Annotated in this window: 15 protein-coding genes and 2 tRNA genes; 10 read left to right on the plus strand and 7 right to left on the minus strand. The window is 57.9% G+C overall.

Going from position 1 to position 18,453, the window contains the following annotated elements:
• Positions 1-284: 284 nt before the first annotated feature.
• Together rne and NUW46_RS12460 are read left to right on the plus strand one after the other, a co-directional pair.
• Positions 285-3,428 (plus strand): ribonuclease E, encoded by a 3,144-nt coding sequence (gene rne, locus NUW46_RS12455; protein WP_418140229.1) that lies wholly within the window; start codon positions 285-287, stop codon positions 3,426-3,428.
• Between the two features lie 3 nt (positions 3,429-3,431).
• Complete coding sequence (locus tag NUW46_RS12460) at positions 3,432-3,974, plus strand: YecA family protein (protein WP_069183270.1); 543 nt, start codon at positions 3,432-3,434, stop codon at positions 3,972-3,974.
• Here the strand turns inward: NUW46_RS12460 and NUW46_RS12465 are convergent.
• Positions 3,971-4,849, minus strand: coding sequence for a PHP domain-containing protein (locus tag NUW46_RS12465; RefSeq protein WP_418140230.1), 879 nt, complete (start codon positions 4,847-4,849; stop codon positions 3,971-3,973). The two genes, NUW46_RS12460 and NUW46_RS12465, sit on opposite strands and share 4 nt — an antisense overlap.
• A gap of 131 nt (positions 4,850-4,980) precedes the next feature.
• Between NUW46_RS12465 and NUW46_RS12470 the strand changes: the two genes are divergently transcribed.
• The 3 genes from NUW46_RS12470 (at position 4,981) to NUW46_RS12480 (ending at position 6,373) form a co-directional block, all read left to right on the plus strand.
• Positions 4,981-5,280 carry a YciI family protein gene (locus NUW46_RS12470; protein WP_222464776.1) on the plus strand — a complete coding sequence of 100 codons (300 nt, stop codon included), beginning with the start codon at positions 4,981-4,983 and terminating at the stop codon, positions 5,278-5,280.
• 126 nt (positions 5,281-5,406) lie between these two features.
• Complete coding sequence (locus tag NUW46_RS12475; protein ID WP_069183267.1) at positions 5,407-6,078, plus strand: TIGR04211 family SH3 domain-containing protein; 672 nt, start codon at positions 5,407-5,409, stop codon at positions 6,076-6,078.
• Between the two features lie 4 nt (positions 6,079-6,082).
• Positions 6,083-6,373, plus strand: a complete 291-nt coding sequence (locus NUW46_RS12480; RefSeq protein ID WP_069183266.1) for a PilZ domain-containing protein — start codon at positions 6,083-6,085, stop codon at positions 6,371-6,373.
• 51 nt (positions 6,374-6,424) lie between these two features.
• Here NUW46_RS12480 and rraA read toward each other — a convergent pair whose 3' ends face one another.
• Positions 6,425-6,904 carry a ribonuclease E activity regulator RraA gene (gene rraA / locus NUW46_RS12485; protein ID WP_209396930.1) on the minus strand — a complete coding sequence of 160 codons (480 nt, stop codon included), beginning with the start codon at positions 6,902-6,904 and terminating at the stop codon, positions 6,425-6,427.
• 30 nt (positions 6,905-6,934) lie between these two features.
• Complete coding sequence (ppsA, locus tag NUW46_RS12490; protein ID WP_370385340.1) at positions 6,935-9,271, minus strand: phosphoenolpyruvate synthase; 2,337 nt, start codon at positions 9,269-9,271, stop codon at positions 6,935-6,937.
• 216 nt (positions 9,272-9,487) lie between these two features.
• On the opposite strand from ppsA, the gene NUW46_RS12495 reads away from it, so the two are divergent.
• Complete coding sequence (locus tag NUW46_RS12495; protein ID WP_069183263.1) at positions 9,488-10,303, plus strand: pyruvate, water dikinase regulatory protein; 816 nt, start codon at positions 9,488-9,490, stop codon at positions 10,301-10,303.
• Positions 10,304-10,421: 118 nt separating this feature from the next.
• Here NUW46_RS12495 and NUW46_RS12500 read toward each other — a convergent pair whose 3' ends face one another.
• Positions 10,422-13,346 (minus strand): insulinase family protein, encoded by a 2,925-nt coding sequence (locus NUW46_RS12500; protein ID WP_418140231.1) that lies wholly within the window; start codon positions 13,344-13,346, stop codon positions 10,422-10,424.
• Positions 13,347-13,445: 99 nt separating this feature from the next.
• On the opposite strand from NUW46_RS12500, the gene NUW46_RS12505 reads away from it, so the two are divergent.
• From NUW46_RS12505 to NUW46_RS12515, 3 genes are all read left to right on the plus strand, one after another.
• Positions 13,446-13,907 carry a hypothetical protein gene (locus NUW46_RS12505; RefSeq protein ID WP_069183261.1) on the plus strand — a complete coding sequence of 154 codons (462 nt, stop codon included), beginning with the start codon at positions 13,446-13,448 and terminating at the stop codon, positions 13,905-13,907.
• Positions 13,908-14,022: 115 nt separating this feature from the next.
• Positions 14,023-15,342 (plus strand): PEGA domain-containing protein, encoded by a 1,320-nt coding sequence (locus tag NUW46_RS12510; RefSeq protein WP_418140232.1) that lies wholly within the window; start codon positions 14,023-14,025, stop codon positions 15,340-15,342.
• Positions 15,343-15,394: 52 nt separating this feature from the next.
• On the plus strand, positions 15,395-16,489 hold the full coding sequence (locus tag NUW46_RS12515; RefSeq protein WP_418140233.1) for a response regulator: 1,095 nt from the start codon (positions 15,395-15,397) through the stop codon (positions 16,487-16,489).
• Here the strand turns inward: NUW46_RS12515 and NUW46_RS12520 are convergent.
• Entirely contained in the window at positions 16,449-17,204 is a 756-nt protein-coding gene (locus NUW46_RS12520; RefSeq protein WP_227549576.1) for a nucleotidyltransferase family protein, read from the minus strand. The genes NUW46_RS12515 and NUW46_RS12520 overlap by 41 nt on opposite strands.
• 21 nt (positions 17,205-17,225) lie before the next feature.
• Between NUW46_RS12520 and NUW46_RS12525 the strand changes: the two genes are divergently transcribed.
• The gene (locus NUW46_RS12525) at positions 17,226-18,077 is read left to right on the plus strand and encodes a 6-carboxytetrahydropterin synthase (RefSeq protein WP_069183258.1); all 852 of its coding nucleotides are present in this window, start codon (positions 17,226-17,228) and stop codon (positions 18,075-18,077) included.
• 123 nt (positions 18,078-18,200) lie between these two features.
• On the opposite strand, the gene NUW46_RS12530 is transcribed toward NUW46_RS12525, so the two are convergent.
• Positions 18,201-18,276 (minus strand) — tRNA-Glu (locus NUW46_RS12530).
• A gap of 7 nt (positions 18,277-18,283) precedes the next feature.
• Positions 18,284-18,359, minus strand: a tRNA-Ala gene (locus NUW46_RS12535).
• Positions 18,360-18,453 lie beyond the last annotated feature (94 nt).

An 18,453-nucleotide genomic window follows, 5' to 3' on the forward strand; every position in this document is an offset into this window, starting at 1 on the left:
GTCCAGCATACGAATACGACGTGAGACCCAGGCACCTGAGTGAACCTGAAAACGGATAACATGCGTCAACAGACACGAACCTTACACGACCTCTCCCTGCCTACAGGCAGACGGATCGTCGGCGTTGGTCTCAGACCGACAGGATCACATCCCCGAAGGGTCTGATTCGTCTGGCCGCCGGTCCGCCCTTGATGTAACAGGGCCCGCGGCACGCACATCCTGCTTCGCTGATGCGATCCCCTCTGGTTTTCTGTCAAATTAAACGACAGGAACTCTTTCTTTCCATGAAAAGAATGCTCATTAATGCAACTCATCCTGAAGAGTTGCGCGTCGCCCTCGTTGACAGCCAGCGTCTGTTTGATCTTGATATCGAATCCAGCTCCCGCGAGCAGAAAAAGGCGAACATCTATAAAGGCCGCATTACCCGCGTTGAGCCCAGCCTTGAAGCCGCCTTTGTCGATTTCGGTGCCGAGCGCCACGGTTTTCTTCCGCTCAAGGAAATTTCCAAGGAATACTTCAAGAAATCTCCCGGCCAGATCGAAGGCAAGATCAACATCAAGGACGTAGTGTCCGAAGGCCAGGAAGTAATCGTTCAGGTGGACAAGGAAGAGCGTGGCAACAAGGGCGCGGCCCTGACCACCTTCATCTCCCTCGCCGGCCGCTATCTGGTGCTGATGCCCAACAACCCCCGTGCCGGCGGTATTTCACGCCGCATTGAGGGCGATGAGCGGGCCCAACTCAAAGAAGCCATGAACGATGTCCAGGTACCCAAGTCCATGGGCATCATCGTCCGCACCGCCGGTATCGGCCGCAGCACCGAAGAACTTCAGTGGGATCTGGACTATCTGGTGCAGTTCTGGGAAGCCATCACCCAGGCCGCTGGTGAGCGCAAGGCGCCCTTCCTGATTCATCAGGAAAGCAACGTTATCATTCGCGCCGTTCGCGACTACCTACGCCAGGATATCGGCGAGGTGCTGATTGACGCCAACGGGGTTTACGAGGACGTCCTGAATTTCGTCCGCGCCGTCATGCCCACGTTCGAAAACAAGATCAAGCTGTACAAGGATGAAATCCCCCTGTTCAGTCGCTACCAGATTGAAGGCCAGATCGAGACGGCGTTCCAGCGGGAAGTAAAACTGCCCTCCGGCGGCTCCATCGTGATTGACCCGACAGAGGCCCTGGTTTCCATCGACATCAACTCCTCCCGGGCCACCAAAGGCCAGGATATCGAGGAAACCGCACTCCAGACCAACCTGGAGGCGGCCGAGGAAATCGCCCGCCAGCTGCGACTGCGTGACATGGGTGGCCTGATTGTCATCGACTTCATCGACATGACGCCGGCCAAGCACCAGCGGGAAGTGGAACAGAAGATGCGGGAGGCCCTGGAAATCGACCGGGCCCGGGTTCAGGTCGGCAAGATCTCCCGTTTCGGACTGCTGGAAATGTCCCGTCAGCGCCTGCGCCCCTCCCTGGGTGAGACCCGCAGCGAAGTCTGCCCCCGGTGCGAAGGCCAGGGCACTATTCGCGGTATCGAGTCCCTCGCCCTCAGCATCATGCGGCTGATCTACGAGGAATCCTCGAAGGACAAGACCGGCGAAGTACGGGCCGTTGTGCCGGTTTCCGTTGCCACTTTCCTGCTGAACGAAAAGCGCAAGCAACTGGCGGACATTGAAGCCCGCCAAGAAGTCAGTGTTGTTGTGGTGCCAGTACCACACATGGAAACGCCACACTTTGAAATCATCCGGATGCGTCAGGATGAGACCACGCCCGAGCATATCTCCAGCCACCAGGTGGCCCAGGAATACAGCGAGCGCGAAGAGGAAATCTTTGAGGCTCCCGCCCCTGAAAAGCCGGTTCGAGAGCAGGCCGCTGTGAAGGCCATCCGGCCCAGCGCGCCCGCGCCCACTCCGGCAGCACCGAAAGCAGAAGAAGCAGCCGATCAGGAAGAAGGCCTGTTCCGCCGGCTCGGTCGTAAGATCTCCGCCTTCTTCAGCGGCGAAGAAGAGCAAAAGACCGAAATTCTCGACCAGGGCAAGAGCCAGCGCGAAGACCGCCGAAACCAGGGACGGCAGGACCGTCGCAAGTCCCGGGTAGCCCGCGGTGACGAACAGCGCTCCGGTGGCAACCGCAGTGGTAACGACCGGCGCCAGGGCGGCCAACAAAGCCGTGGTGACGACAACCGCGGGCGCGGACGCAACCGCAGTGATGACCAGAACCGCGGCAACCAGAACCGTCAGGGGACTGACAACAAAGGCTCGGACAATCGCGGAGGCGATAACAAGGGCGGAGACAACAAAGGCTCTGATAATCGCCGTGATAACCGTCGCGATAACCAGGGCCGTGGCCGCAACAGGCCGCAGCGGGACCAGAAGGACAACCGCGACCAGAAGGACCAGAAGGATCAGGGCCCGCAGGATAACGCCACCAAGTCCGGCCCGGCTGACAAGTCCGGCTCTGACGAAAAGCGTCGCAAGCCACGTCGCCAGCGTAATCGTGACGGATCGCCCGCTGAGACACCGGCCTCCTCACCGGCGGACCGTAAAGCAGCCCGCAGCGAGAAGCACCAGAAGGACACCCAACCTGAAAAAGGTCGGGACGAGAGCAAGGCGGAAGTAAAAGCCGAGCAACCGATGGAGTCTTCAAACAAGGCGCCCGCAAAGTCTGAGAAGTCCGAATCCCGGACTGATACAGCTTCAGCGGCCAATGAAGCGCCGAAACCAGCTGCAGCCCAGGAACAGCCCACTAAAGAGCCGAAGCCTGAGCCGACGCCTTCAGCCAAGGCACCCTCTGACAGCAAACCGCAGGCCCAGTCAGAAGAGACGGCAAAGGCCAGTGGCAAGCCAGTTGATAAGCCTGAAGCTGATCAGTTGAACGCTGAAAAGGCCGAAAAGGGTGGGGCCGCCAAAACGGAAAAGAGCTCCGAACCTCGCCCGAAGCCGCAACAGGCTGGCGCAAAGGCTGCCGAGCAGGCTCAGCAAACAGACACCAAGCCAGAGCCGGAACCCAACACCGCAGCCGGAAGCGAGCAGGCGCTCGAAGCCAAAAAGCAGCCTGCTGAATCAAAAGAGGCAGCGGCGCCCAAGGCCAAACCCGAGCCCGCGGCAAAATCAGAGGCGGCAGCAGAGCCCGGAAAAGCTGAGGAGCCGGCGGAGGTGAAGGCGGCAGCCGGAGTCCAGGCCCCGGAAACCCAGCCGGAACCGAAGCAACCGGCACCGGCAAAAGCCGAGGAAAAGAAGGCCGAGCCTGAAAAGGCAGAAGCTGAAAAAGTCGAAAAGCCCTCTGCTCCGGAGCCTGCAGCGAAGGACACGCCCACCGAGACTCCGACAGTCGACGTTCCGGTGACACCGGGTCGCGCCTACAACGACCCCAGAGAGGTCCGCAAGCGTCAGAAAGCTGCGGAAGAGGCCAAGAAGGCCGGGAGTAACTAACTGATGCTATCGAACTCCGACATTGAAGCGCTGGAAGACATCCTCTTCGCGGAACCCTGGGGGGAGGATGCCCTGGACTTCTTCGGCTTCCACGGGGTGGTCTGCGCCAGCGTCGTCGGCCCGGCCGAACTGAGTGCGGAAGACATCTTCCGCCTCGCCACTGGCGCCGATCAGTTGCCCGACACCGGGATTCCCGAGGTGTTCAGGCGCTGCTCCGCCCAGTTGGCAAATGACATGGCCCATGCCCTGGATATGGGGCAGGCCCTGGAATTGCCGGAGCCGGAGGACGGCGACCCGATGAACGCTCTGGAAAACTGGTGCGCCGGGTTTGTGGACACTTTCCTTGAACATGAAGAGGAATGGCTGGAGGCATCCAGCGAGGAAGAGACCGCCGATCTGATGGTGCCTATGCTGACCCTATCGGGACTGTTCGACGACGAGGACTTCCAGAAAGTTCGCAACAGTGAGAAGTTGTCCCGGCAAATGGCCGATGCCATTCCGGACTCACTGACCGACCTGTACCTTCTGTTCCACGCGCCGGATTAACCCGTCGCAGACCTCAAAATGGGTTGCCTGAAGGAATGCCAGACCGGCTCAAGCCCGTCTGGCATTTTCATGATGCGGCCAAGCTCACACCAGGGCGCACCCGGAAAGTGAAAATCACTGCCCTGGGACGCCAGTAACTTCTCTTTCCTGCACAGCTCTGCCAGAAAGCCCAGGTCGCCACTGGACTGCCCGGAGGTGGACACCTCGATGGCTTGCCCCCCTGCCCTTCGGAAATCCGAGGTCAGCTCCCTCAGTTTGGTTGCCGTCAGCTGATATTTCCGGGGATGGGCAAGAACCGCAACGCCGCCCGCCTCGGTAATCCAGCGAACGACCTCCGAAAGCTCCGGCCAGAACGCCTTTACATCACCCGGCTTACCGGCGCCCAGATACCGTTTGAATGCCTGCCCGGTATTATTGACCACCCCAGCCTCTGTCAGAACCTGAGCGAAGTGCGGGCGCCCCGGCACGTCCCCGCCGGCGGCCTCCGATGCCCTGGCCAGCAGATCATCAATACCAAGCTTGCCCAGGCGCTCGGCGATCATTCGCGCACGCGCCCAGCGATTCTCGTTCTGCTGCTCCAGCGCCTGCCGAAAACCTTCGGCAGTGGGATCAAAATCCAGGCCCACGATGTGGATCGTGCGGCTTTTCCAGAGGCAGGAGAGTTCAACGCCGGGGATCAGCTCGATGCCCTGTACCTGTGCAGCAGTTTGCGCTTCGGCAAGGCCGGCGATCGTGTCATGGTCGGTCAGGGAAAGATGGGTGACGCCGCGACCGGCAGCCCGCTCAACCAGCGCGGCCGGTGATAGCGCGCCATCGGAAGCCGTGCTGTGGCAATGTAGATCAATGCACAAATGCGGGTCTTGCGGTATAGTCACAAAATATCCTGAATCATCAGATAACTGGCGGCGTGCCGCGGGCTTACAGTGTACCAGCCAACCCTTGCGCGACACGACCGCTGATTGTCTGGCTGTTCACCCCGGTTATGAGTGTCATTACGGAGAGCTGAATGTACTACGCGATTATCAGTGAAGACGTCGAGAACAGCCTGCCGTTGCGTCAGGCCGCGCGACCTGCTCACATCGAGCGGCTGCAGGCATTGAAAGCCGAAGGCCGGTTACTTGTTGCCGGTCCTCACCCGGCACTCGACACACCAGAGCCTGGCGATGCCGGTTTTACCGGCAGCCTGGTGGTCGCGGAGTTCGACTCCCTTGAAGCAGCCCAGGCGTGGGCAGATGCCGACCCTTATGTGGATGCAGGCGTTTACCAGAAGGTGGTGGTGAAGCCCTTCAAGGCTGTTTTGCCGTAAGCGACGCCATGGGGCTCTATGAGTTTATTGTAATGATGGCCCGCTTGCACGGCGGGGCATCTGTGACAAAATTGCGCTTTTAATCACGCTCAGATTTCAATCGCAGAACTTCAGGGAACGTAACCAGTGACGCTTTTTCGTCTCGCCATCAGTGTCTTGTTCGCAGTGTCGTCCATTGCCGTTGCCCAGGCCAAAACTGTCTGGGTGGACGACCAGTTGTATCTTCCGGTGAGATCCGGCGCGGGCTCCCAGTTCCGGATCATCGAGAACGCGGTTCCCAGCGGCACACCGCTGGAAGTGATTGAGGCGTCCGATTCCGGGTATACCCTTGTTCGCACGCCCAAGGGCACTGAGGGCTGGGTTTCCAGCCAGTACCTGAGCGAAACGCCTATCGCGGCAGACCGCCTTCGGACAGCCAATCGCCAGCTGGAAGAAACCCGCGCTGAGTTGGCCCAGGTAAAGGAGCAGTTGTCCAACGTCGTCAATGAACGTAACGCCCTGGAAAGCTCTGAAGCCTCTCTTTCTGACCGCTCCCAGGAGCTCCAGGAAGAGCTCCAGCGGATCAAGAGTATCGCCGCAGATTCCATTAACCTGGAACGTCGCAATCGCGAGCTCCGTGAAGAAAACCAGAAGATTCGCAACGACCTTGAGGTACTGACGGCCGAAAACGAACGTCTTGAAGCCAGCAAGGAATACGACTTCATGTTGCTGGGCGCCGGCCTGGTTCTTGGTGGTGTGCTGCTGGCACTGATCATCCCCATGCTCAAACCGACAAGAAAAACCGACAACTGGGCCTGATGCCATGAAAGACTATTCGGAAAAACGCGACTTCCACCGTATGCAGGTAAACTCTGAGATTGAGATTACCGATAGCCAGGGCAATAGCTTCAAAGGGGTGTGTCGCGACCTGAGCGCCACCGGCATGCAGCTTTACGTCGATCGGGAAGTAGCCGTGGGAGAGGAGCTCCAGACGGTTCTTCACCCCAGCAGTGATCAATTCCCGCCGCTTGAGGCGGTTTGCGAAGTGATTCGCTGCGAGGCCGAAGGCGACGGATTCCTGCTGGGAACCAACATCAGCGAAGTTACTCGCTAAACGAAAAACGGCGGCCATTGGCCGCCGCTTTTGTCTGTGCCCGCAGAAGCCTCAAATCAGAGGCTTTTCCGAGACGATAATGCCGTTGTTGTCGGCATAGACATAGTGCCCGGGGTGGAAGGTAACGCCGTGGAAAGTGACCGGAACATTCAGGTCTCCCAGGCCACGCTTCTCACTTTTTCTGGGATGAGTGCCAAGGGCCTGTACACCCAGGGCGGTGTTGCCAATCTCATCCACGTCGCGCACGCAACCATAGATAATAAGACCGGCCCACCCGTTGCTCGCCGCTTTTTCTGCCAGCATGTCACCCAGCAGTGCGTGACGCTTTGAAGCGCCACCGTCCACCACCATCACACGACCGTTTCCAGGTTGGCCAACCTGCTCTTTCACCACGGAGTTATCTTCGAAGCACTTCACGGTGACAATCTCACCGCCAAAGGCCTTGTTGCCGCCGTAGTTGTTGAAACCGGGCTCTACCACCTGCACTTCCGGAAATTCGTCGCACAGGTCCGGGGTAATTATTGTCGTCACGTTGCCGCTCTCCTTATCCTGGAAATAAACTCAGTCGATTTTTTCGTCGGCCAGGAAGAACCAGGTATCCAGCACCGAATCCGGGTTCAGTGACACCGTATCAATGCCCTGATCCATCAACCATTTGGCAAGATCCGGATGATCCGATGGTCCCTGCCCGCAGATACCAATATACTTGCCGGCTTTCTTACAGGCCTGAATCGCGTTGGACAACAGGGCCTTGACGGCATCGTTACGCTCATCAAACAGGTGCGCGATGATGCCCGAGTCCCTGTCCAGGCCCAGTGTCAGCTGGGTCAGGTCATTGGAGCCGATGGAGAAGCCGTCAAAGTGCTCAAGGAACTGATCCGCCAACAGCGCGTTGGCCGGCAGCTCGCACATCATGATCACTCGCAGGCCGTTGTCACCACGCTTGAGTCCGTTCTCCGCCAGCAGATTCACAACCTGCTCTGCTTCACCCACCGTACGAACAAACGGAACCATGACTTCCACGTTGGTCAGGCCCATCTCGTTGCGCACTTTCTTCAGGGCGCGGCATTCCAGCTCGAAGCAGTCCCGGAAAGTGTCAGAGATATACCGGGAGGCGCCCCGGAACCCGAGCATCGGGTTTTCTTCGTCCGGCTCGTAGAGGGTACCGCCGATCAGGTTGGCGTATTCGTTGGATTTGAAATCCGACAACCGCACGATCACTTTCTTGGGTGCAAACGCAGCCGCCAGAGTGGAGATGCCCTCAACCAGCTTGTCGACATAGAAATCCACCGGCGAGCTGTAGCCGGAGATGCGCTTCTCGACCGTCTGCTTGATATCCCGCGGCAGCCCGTCGAAGTTCAGCAGTGCCTTGGGGTGAACGCCGATCATACGGTTGATGATGAACTCCAGCCGTGCCAGGCCGACGCCCTCGTTCGGCAGCGCCTGGAAATCAAAGGCCCGGTCCGGGTTGCCCACGTTCATCATGATCTTGAACGGTATGTTGGGCATGGAGTCCACGGTGTTTTCCCGCAGCTCGAAGTCCAGAGCACCCTCATAGATCATACCGGTATCACCTTCGGCGCAGGAAACAGTGACTTCCTGGCCATCGGTCAGCAACTCGGTGGCATCGCCGCAACCGACCACGGCCGGAATGCCAAGCTCGCGGGCAATGATCGCCGCGTGGCAGGTACGACCACCACGATCAGTCACGATGGCGGAGGCCCGTTTCATGACCGGCTCCCAATCCGGGTCGGTCATGTCGGTGACCAGCACATCGCCGGCCTGAACACGATCCATTTCCTTGATGCTGGTAATGATCTTCACGGGACCGCTACCAATCTTGTGGCCGATACTCCGGCCTTCCACCAGTACCTTGCCGGTTTCTTTGAGGAGATAACGCTCCATTACATTGGCGGAAGCACGACTTTTCACCGTCTCAGGGCGAGCCTGAACGATATAGATTTTGCCGTCGTCCCCATCTTTGGCCCACTCGATGTCCATCGGACGCTGGTAGTGCTTCTCGATGATCATCGCCTGGCGCGCCAGGTCTTCCACCTCGGCATCGGTGATGCAGAAGCGGTTGCGCTCTTCCTGTTCCACCTTGACGGTTTCAACGAATTCTCCCTCGCCGGGCTTGGTGTGGTAGACCATCTTGATGGCTTTGCTGCCCAGATTGCGGCGAAGCACAGCCGGACGGTCCGCTTCCAGAGTCGGCTTGTGTACGTAGAATTCATCCGGGTTCACAGCGCCCTGAACGACCGTCTCACCCAGGCCGTAGGAAGCGGTCACGAACACCACGTCGCGGAAGCCGGATTCGGTGTCGAGGGTAAACATAACGCCGCTGGCCGCTGTTTCACTGCGCACCATTTTCTGGATGCCAGCTGAAAGCGCGACCATTTTGTGGTCAAAACCGTGATGTACGCGGTAGGAAATAGCGCGGTCATTGAACAACGAGGCAAACACTTCCTTCACAGAAGTGCGAACCTGCTCAAGGCCCACCACGTTCAGGAAGGTTTCCTGCTGACCGGCGAATGACGCGTCCGGCAGGTCTTCCGCGGTGGCAGAGGAGCGCACCGCAACCGCCATGTGTTCATTGCCATCCTGCAGGGCGGCGAACGATTCCTTCAGGGCATTTTCCAGAACGTCCGGGAATGGTGTCTCGATGATCCACTGGCGAATCTGCGCACCTACCCGGGCCAGCTCGTTTACGTCGTTGATATCCAGAGCGTCCAGAGCATTGTCGATGCGCTCCTTCAATCCGTCCGTGGCGAGAAATTCGCGATAGGCGTGCGCTGTAGTGGCAAAACCACCCGGAACGGTAACACCTGCGTTGGCGAGATTACTGATCATTTCGCCGAGTGAGGCGTTCTTGCCGCCTACCCGATCGACATCGGACATTCCCAGGTGATCAAACCAGATAATGTAATCTTCCAAAGCATGTCTCCCTTGAGTCTGTGAAGCTAAGAGCAAAATCGGGCCAGCGGTATCAAGCGGCAAAAGCAGGCAATATCCACTGCGGAGTCTCGAACTTGGCGTGTATGATACTGTAACCTGCGGAAATTACCTAGGCCACCAGGCCAGGAATCAAGGAACCATGGAACCGGACGATACAGCATGAAACGCACTGCTTTTTTCATTTCTGATGGCACCGGCCTGACAGCCGAAGCACTGGGGCACAGCCTTCTGGCCCAATTCGAAAAGATCGAATTCGAACGGGTCACCGTTCCCTATATTGCGGACGAAGAAAAAGCCCGGGAAATGGTCAAACGGATCAACAAGGCGGCCGAGACCGATGGCGCACGCCCGCTGGTGTTCGACACCATTGTAAATAGCGATATCCGGGAAATCATCGCCACCGCCGAAGGCTTCATGGTGGATATTTTCGGGACCTTTCTCAAACCCATGGAGGAAGAGTTGCAGTCCTCTTCCTCATATACCGTGGGTAAATCCCATGCCATCAATAACGAAGGGAGCTACGAGCGCAGGATCAATGCGGTCAACTTTGCTCTGGATAATGACGATGGCGCACGCACGCGGCATTACGATGAAGCCGATCTGATCCTCGTGGGTGCCTCTCGTAGCGGGAAAACACCCACCTGCCTCTATCTGGCCCTGCAATATGGCGTGAAGGCGGCCAACTATCCGATTACGGAAGAAGACCTGGCAGACCAACAGATCCCCAAAGCACTCAAACCTCATAAAGAGAAGATCTTTGGGCTGACCATTGATCCGGAACGCCTAGCGACCATACGCAACGAGCGCCGGCCAAACTCCCGCTACTCCTCCATCAAGCAGTGCATGCACGAAATCGAGGAAATCGAGTTGATGTACAAGCGTGAGCGGATTCCCTACTTGAACACCACGGCCTATTCCGTAGAGGAAATCTCCACCCGAATCATGGTAACAACCGGGCTGAAAAGACACCGCTGAACATCGCAGGGCGCCAGGGAAATGACCGGGTAACTGAAAAGGGGTCAGATGTGAAAAGGGGTCAGATGAACATTTCATCTGACCCCTTTTTCATAGCGCCTTTTTGTGAAGCCGTTCTCTAGAGTTCTTCGATAGCCAACCCAAGTTTCTCGGCCCTGGCCCGATTCTCCGGGCTGGTTACCACTGCGGTACTGGCTTTCTCGGGCACCAGCCAGGTTCTGGCCACGCGCTTCAGGTCATCCAGTGTGACCGACAGCACTCGCTCCCGGAACCTCGCCCGCTGTTCCAGGGTGCGGCCAAACAGCTTGTTGTGGAAAGCATGCCGAGCCGCACCGGCCGGGGACCGGGGCCTGTCGAGTTGGCCAATCACACCAAGAATCGACTCTTCAAGCTCCTGATAATCATGGTCGTTGTCCTGCAACCACGCCAGGGCCGCATCGAAATCGTCCAACGTTTCCTCCAGGCGCGGATCCCGGTAGGAGAAGAATCGGAAGGTACCATTCACGCTGTCCTGGCCAGCGCCACCACCGTAAGCACCGCCCTTTTCACGGATGGCACGGTGTAAATAACCGTTGCGCAGGAAGCCACCAAGCACGGTCAGTGCCGCCGCATCCGGATGGTCCACCGCTACCGTGCTGTAGGCTTTGGAACAGAAGTTGACCTGGGTAGAGGTCAGCCACGCCTCGCGGGTTGTGTAATTGACCGACTCCATTTTCCAGTCAGAAACGGCTGCTTCGGAAGCATCGCGCCAGCAGGACTTCAGATCATCAACCATCGCCGGGAGCTGTTCATCCTCGCCGATCACCAGGAACTCACGCCCCTGATTGCGAATTTTCTCATGCAACGCAGACAGTCTGTCACACAGAGCCGCCAGCTCCTCCGGATCCTTCAAGGCCTGATCCAGCTGCTTGGTACCGCGAATACCGGCAAGACCACCGAGCCGGAAAGACAGCCAGGCTCCCGGGCTCATGCCCTGAGACGCCGCGCCCATGGCCAGCGCATGACCACTGCCGGTCACCGCCTGCTCTCGACGAGCCCGAATCTGGGCAATAATTTCCCGGATCCGTTCTTTCTCGTCAAAGCGGGCGCTGGTGTAGACATCCCGCAGAAGACGGGTCAACTCACTGCGGTTACGGGCCAGCGCCTTGCCATTGAAGATGATGTATCCGGACAAATCCTGAACATCATCAATACGGCCTTTGGCGCTGAACGCCGCCCCGATACCACCGGATTCCGCAGAAATACGATCCTGCATCTGCAGGTAGTCCAGATCACCACAGCCCACTTCGGAAATCAGGGTGGTGTAATAAGGCACCAGCAGAAGCTCTTCTTCTGTCAGAGCCGGAACCGGGACAATAATCTGTTCGTATACCAGACCGTTGGTGCCACGAGCATAAACAGTCGCCGAAATATCGCCGTCATAACGGCCTTCCGGCTCAGGCATCTGCAGGGGCACGTCGGACAGATCCACTTTTGGCAGGATGGAATCGTCATCCTTGTGCATCTGGCGCTCTTCCAGAGCCTTGGCCCGATCCACAATCATCCGGACTTCTTCGTCGGTCAGCTCGGCCTTGCGACGGGCCAGGGCTTCACGGATAGCCTCCTGCCGGCGGGACTCGAGCTTTTCGTCCGGTCGCAGGGTCAAAGTGACCCGGTGTGGGTTCTCCAGCAGCTTGCGGCGGATCAGGTTTGGCACATACTGCGGATCCCGGATTTTCTCCCGGAGCGTTGCCAGCACCGGCTCCAGGTCGAGCAGTTCAACAGGATCACCACCGTGCACCATGGGTGCAATGGCGCTCATGATCAGTTGCAGACCGTACGGGAACTGGTCTCCAGCGATTTCCCGCTGGTGCAGTTCGAGCTGATGCAGGATGGCCTCGAGACGTTCCTCGCTGACGCCTTCCTCCACCACCTTCAGAAGCGTGGATTCGAGCAGCGCTTCCAGATCCTTGTGCTTGTCGGGTTCGCTTCCTTCGATGCCGCAGACAAAGGTCATCTCACGGTTGGAATCCTCCAGCCCGCACATGGGCGACGGTGCATGCCCAAGATCTGTGGTTTCCAGGGCCCGCATCAGCGGCGAGGCACTGTTTTCAAGCAGAACGGCGGACAACAGCTGCCCCTCCAGGTTCTCCTGAAGATCAAAGCTGTGGCCCAGAAGCCACCCCACCACGATGTGGGTCTTGTTGTCGGTATCCTCACCCTCGTTCACGGCGTAGCCCTGCTCCACACGAACGGGCGCAAACATGCGCTTCTCGTCGCGGACCGGCAGATCAATATCCAGTCGGTCAAAACGTTTCAGTGCCAGCTCTTCAAACTTTTCATGATGCTCCCGAGCCGGGATATTGCCGTACGTGGCGAATATCGCATTGCTGGGGTGGTAATGATGGCGATAGAACTGAAGCAGGTCGTCGTAACTGAGGTCAACGATGTGGTCCGGCTCACCACCACTGTTGTAGTGATAGGTCGTGGTCGGGAACAGATGGCTGCTCAGGTTCTGCCACAGCTGGGAGGTCGGCGAACTCATCGCGCCTTTCATCTCGTTGTAGACAACGCCCCGATAGACCAGATCGGTCGAGGGATCTTCGGGTTTGTCGAATTCAAGGCGGTGGCCCTCCTGGGCAAAATCCAGTGGGTCAAGCTTGGAGAAAAACACGCAATCCAGGTAGACCGACAGCAGATTGTCGAAGTCTTTCCGGTTCATGCTGGCGAACGGATAGGCAGTCCAGTCGCTGCTGGTAAAGGCATTCATGAAGGTGTTCAGCGACCGCCGGATCATCATGAAGAATGGGTCGCGAACCGGAAAACGCTCACTGCCGCAAAGCGCGGTATGCTCGAGAATGTGAGCAACGCCGGTGGAATCCATCGGGAAGGTTCGAAGCGCCACGAAAAACACGTTCTCGTCGTTATCTGCGGCCAGGTGCAGGTGCCGGGCGCCGGTTTTCCTGTGACGATACTCCTCAACCTCAAGGTTGAGCGTGTCGATCCGGTGACTGCGAAGCTTCTCAAAGGCCGGATGGGTTGCGTTGTCGATCACTGCAGCCATTCAAACTATCCTGTCTTTAAACAATTGGAGAATTGTAGGGTAACACGTAGTATCGCTTATCATGCATCACTCCAGTAGCTAAAGGGTACCTCGCCGTCCATGACAACTCCCGCTCCTCAGACTAAGGCAGTTGACGCTCCGGAAGTCGCCGCTTATTGGGCAGAACGACGAAATTACCTTGACCGAATCCGGAAGGTACCGGAAATCAGACAGCGCTTCTGGCGGGAAGTTGCCATATACCTGCTGCGTAGACTGCTCTGGTCTTTCGGATTTTTCCCGGTTTTTATCGCTTTCTGGGTTCCATTTGTGATGGCCAGCTTCAATCCTGTTGTGCTGGCTTCAGATCTGATCCCACTGTTGCAGGATTTCGTTGATTCCAATCCGGAGGTGCAAGCGACCACCATCAGTACACTGGTCATCGCCTGGGCCTCCATCGGGTTCTTCTTCCTGGTATTTGACTTCGTGCTGACCCCCTTCAAATCACCTTATGAATACGAAGCCGACGTGTACATGAGATCATGGGAACAACTCAACCATGATCAGCTTCCGGATAAAGTGTGATTTGGCCTGCATTCTCGGTAACTGCCGGACACTTTCTGTTACATAGTGTTGCAGTCACTGGGTAAGATGAAGCGGTAGACAGAATTCCAAGAATGCAGGATCACGAGGTTCCGTCATGGTCGATTTCAGACCGCTTCTGTTCATAAACGCCCTGGCACTTATGCTGTTGGTTACCGCCGGGTTCGCATCCGTGCGGGATGACCTTCGAATGACGGAAACCTTCGAGCCACCTGCCGTCGAGCAGGTGATCACATCCCGCCCTGATGAATCGGAGATCAGCGCGCTGCCTGAACCTTCTGCCATTGCGCCCCCCCTACCGGAGCCAGCTCCCCAGCAATCCAACACGCCTGTGGTCGACGCCACCCCTTTCACCATTCCGCCCATGCCTGAGAATCCGGAGGTTCTGGCGGTGGCTGAACCGCCGGCAGCCATGGCAACCCGGACTGACACAGCCAAGGCAACCCGGGAAAAACCGGCAAAACAACAGCAGCCAGAGCGACCAACGCAGGCTCTGCTGGTGCTCCGCTCCAATGTGGTCGGCGATCAGGTGACGATAAACGGAAAGCAATACGGCGCCACTCGCCTGGACCTGGAGCTGGATCCGGGCCGGTATGAGGTCACTATCAGCAAGCCCGGCTTCAAGCCCTGGAATCGCACGGTGGCCCTTGAAGCCGGCAACGAGATGACCCTGGTAGGCGAACTGGAAGCCTTTACCACGGTAAATTTCCGGGACGGGACCTGGGTCGGCGGCGTGAAAACCGGTGACGGCACCTATCAGGATGCGGACGGCCTGCGCTACGAAGGCCACTTTGTGGACGGTGAATTCCACGGCCAGGGCACTGCCTGGTATCCAGACGGCAGCCGCTACGAGGGAGACTGGGCTGCCGGACAACGCGAGGGCGAAGGCGAATGGCGCAGCGCTGACGGGTCCAAGTACTCCGGCGAATTCCGGACCGACCAGTTCAATGGCAAAGGCACCCTGACACTGGCAAACGGAGACATACTGACCGGACACTGGCAGGACGGGCAACTCAATGGCCACGGTTCCCTGACCACTGCGGACGGCATGCTCTATGTGGGCGGATTCCGGAACAACGAATTTCATGGCAGTGGCACACTGACCTACCCTGATGGAAGGCACTACGAAGGCGAATTTTCCAACGGCGCTTTCCACGGCACAGGAACCGAGGTCTTCGCCAGTGGCAAGAAATACGAAGGTCAGTACATCGAAGGGAAGTTTCATGGCAGGGGTTTGCTGAAAAACCCCAACGGCAGTTCAATCGAAGCCACTTTCCGTCATGGCGAGCCTTACGGACAGGTGCGCCTGACCACGGCGGCAGGGGAGATTTTCACTGCCCGAACCACTGAACCCGGTGTCTGTTATCGGGACAAGAGCTACCGGGCCACAGAGTGCCCGAAACTGGAAGGCTGGTAATCCCGGCAGCCCGATAACAAACGCGTTTGCAGTAAACGATTGAGGTAGTGACATGGCGATCAAAAACGCTCTGCTGGTAGATGACTCCAAGGTGGCACGATTTGCCCTGAGCAAACTGCTGGAGAGTCGCGATATGGAAGTCAACATGGCTGGCTCGGCCGAAGAGGCCCTGGATTTCCTCAACAGCCATGGCCGCCCGGATGTCATCTTCATGGACCATCTGATGCCCGGAATGAATGGCGTTGAGGCCACCAAGGCCATCAAGGGCAATCCGGAGACCGCCAGCATTCCCATCATCATGTGCACATCCAAGAAATCGTCCTCGTTTATGGAAGAGGCGCGAAACTTTGGTGTCTACAACATCCTGACCAAGCCGCCACAAACCGAGGGACTCAAAGAAGTTCTGGACCAGCTGGCCAGCGATGTCACAGAGGGAACCCTGCCAGAACCGCCCACTGAATCAGCGTCCGCCCACGTCGACGAGGATGAATTACTGAACGTCCCGGCGGATGCTTCGGTGGAACTGTCTCCCAAAACAGGCGATTCCGCCGGTCGTGGTAACCCTCAGGCCAACGTGGTTCCCCTGACCAGCGAGCTTATCGAGCAGATTGCCCGTTCTGCGGTCAAAACTCACATCAACAATCGCCTGCATGAACTGCTCAGCTCGCTCTTTGATGAACAGTTCGACCACCTGAAGCGCGCGCTGGACGAGTCTCGCAGCAAGCAGGACGCGGCTATCGAGGAGCGCCTGAACGCAGTGACTGAAATGGTCGAGGAGCGAACCAGTAACCTGCGCGACGACGTCGCCGCCGAGGTCAATCTCAACCTCGGCAGCGAGCTGGCAGTTCTCAAGAAGGAGCTGAAGAAGAATTCCGGCTTTACCAGCGATCATATGGCCGAGCTGAAAGATCACATCACCAGCGTTCAGACGATCGATACCGAGTTCTGGCAGACCCTTCAATCCGAGGCCATTCAGCAGGCCCACGAAATTTCCCGGGAAACCGCTGAAGACATCGCCCAACGGACAATCGATCTGTTCGTTGCCCAACAGCGTTCTGCAGCCTCTCGAGTCTACACCATTGGTCTTGCCGTAAGCCTCGGGATCTTCAGCGTCGGGATTGCCTGGCTGTCGGGCCTTTTCGGCTAAGCAGCGCCCGGATTCTGCGCCAGTCTGCCGGGGTGTCCACATCGTCGTGGACCCCCGGAATATCGACCCGGGTGGCCCGCATCTCTGCCAGCAGCTGCCCGGCGCCCTTATCCCCCTCCAGATCAAGCACCAGAGGCCAGAGCCAGCGTGGAAGGTAGGCAGGCACGCCCGGCCGCCCCCCATAATCTGCGGCAATCGGCTGATCCGGCACATAGCGCGCGGCCTTGCCAAAAGCCTCAAGGGCGTTCAGATCCAATAACGGTTGGTCCCCCACCAGAACGAAAGCCCCTTTCGCAGCGGGCCCCAGGCTTCGAAGCCCTGCAGACAGCGACGCTGAAATCCCATGCTGCCAATCCGGCGTTCTCAGCCATAACGATGGTTGGCGTCGGCAACGAAAGCGGATCAAGGGGTACCAGGCACCGCACACAACCCGGACGTCCGGGCTCAATACTCGGCCCTGGCCAATGGCTGCATCCAGCAGAATACGGTTGCGGGAATCGGTTACCTCCGGATCCCGGGGGCCCAGAGGCAACAGGGCTTTGGGCCGGCCAAGGCGGCTGGAGGCACCGGCAGCCAGTACCAGTACCGGGAATTGCTGATCGTTGAGCTTGTCGAAGTTTAAGATGATAAAACCCGTACAGTAAGAAATGGAGCCCGGGGAATCCGCCAGACTGCTGTATTCGATGATTTTTGCTAGAATTCCGCCATCAATCAATCATACCCGCCTGGAAATTTGATGAACCATCTGTTTGTAGACAACCTGACCGTTATCGATTTCGCTTACCTCGACCCGACCCGGGGGTTGGTGGGTGAAAGCTGGATTGCGGATGTGGTGCTTGGCGGGGAGCTGGACGAACAGGGTATGGTGTTCGACTTCAGCAACGTAAAACGCACCATCAAGCGGGTCATTGATGAGCGAGTGGACCATCGCCTGGTCATTCCCCGAGGTTACCACGGATTGTCATGGAACGAGGAAGAGCCAGACACCTTCAACTGGTCGCTGACCGATGGCAGCCAGATCACTCACCGGTCGCCGGACGAAGCCATCGTCTGGCTGTCCGCCGACCGGGTTGTGCCATCAGCCGTTGCCTCGCTGCTGGAACAGGAAATCAAGGCGGTGCTTCCCGCCAATGTCATTTCCGTGGAGATCAACCTCCGGGAAGAAGAAATCGACGGCGCCTACTATCACTACGTACACGGCCTGAAGAAACACCTGGGCAACTGCCAGCGCATCGCCCACGGTCACCGTTCGCCGATCCGTATCGACCGTAACGGGCATCGCGATTACGACCTGGAACGCCGCTGGGCGAAACTCTGGCGCGACATCTACGTGGGTTCCGAAGAAGATGTGGTGCGTCGGCATGTGGGTGAAGACGGCGTTCGCTATGTGACCTTCGAATACGAAGCCAACCAGGGCGAGTTTGCGCTGACCCTGCCAGAGGAGCGCGTGTACATGCTGGATACCGACACGACGGTAGAGCTGATTGCCGCCCACATGGCTGACAAGCTCAAGGTGGAGTTTGCGACAGACACCATCCGGGTGAAGGCCTATGAAGGTGTTGGCAAAGGGGCCATTGCGGAGCGTTGATTGAAGTCCTGAAAACGGGATCAGAAGAACTTTTCTACTGATCCCTGGTTTACAGGCACAAAAAAACCGCCCGAAGGCGGTTTTTTTGATGGCTTTCCGGTGGACTAAACCGAAAAGCCTAATTGGCGTCCCCTAGGGGGTTCGAACCCCTGTTGCCGCCGTGAAAGGGCGGAGTCCTAGGCCACTAGACGAAGGGGACTAGAAATTGGTGGAGCCAGGCGGGATCGAACCGCCGACCTCAACACTGCCAGTGTTGCGCTCTCCCAGCTGAGCTATGGCCCCTCAACGGCTGCGTATATTAAGGATCCGCCCTATGGGCGTCAACCTCTGAATCACACTTTTTTTCAGTTTTCTGAACATCCCTGTTCGAGCCGTT

This window comes from Marinobacter sp. MA (genome assembly GCF_048298425.1).
GTDB classification, from domain to species: Bacteria; Pseudomonadota; Gammaproteobacteria; order Pseudomonadales; family Oleiphilaceae; genus Marinobacter; species Marinobacter salsuginis.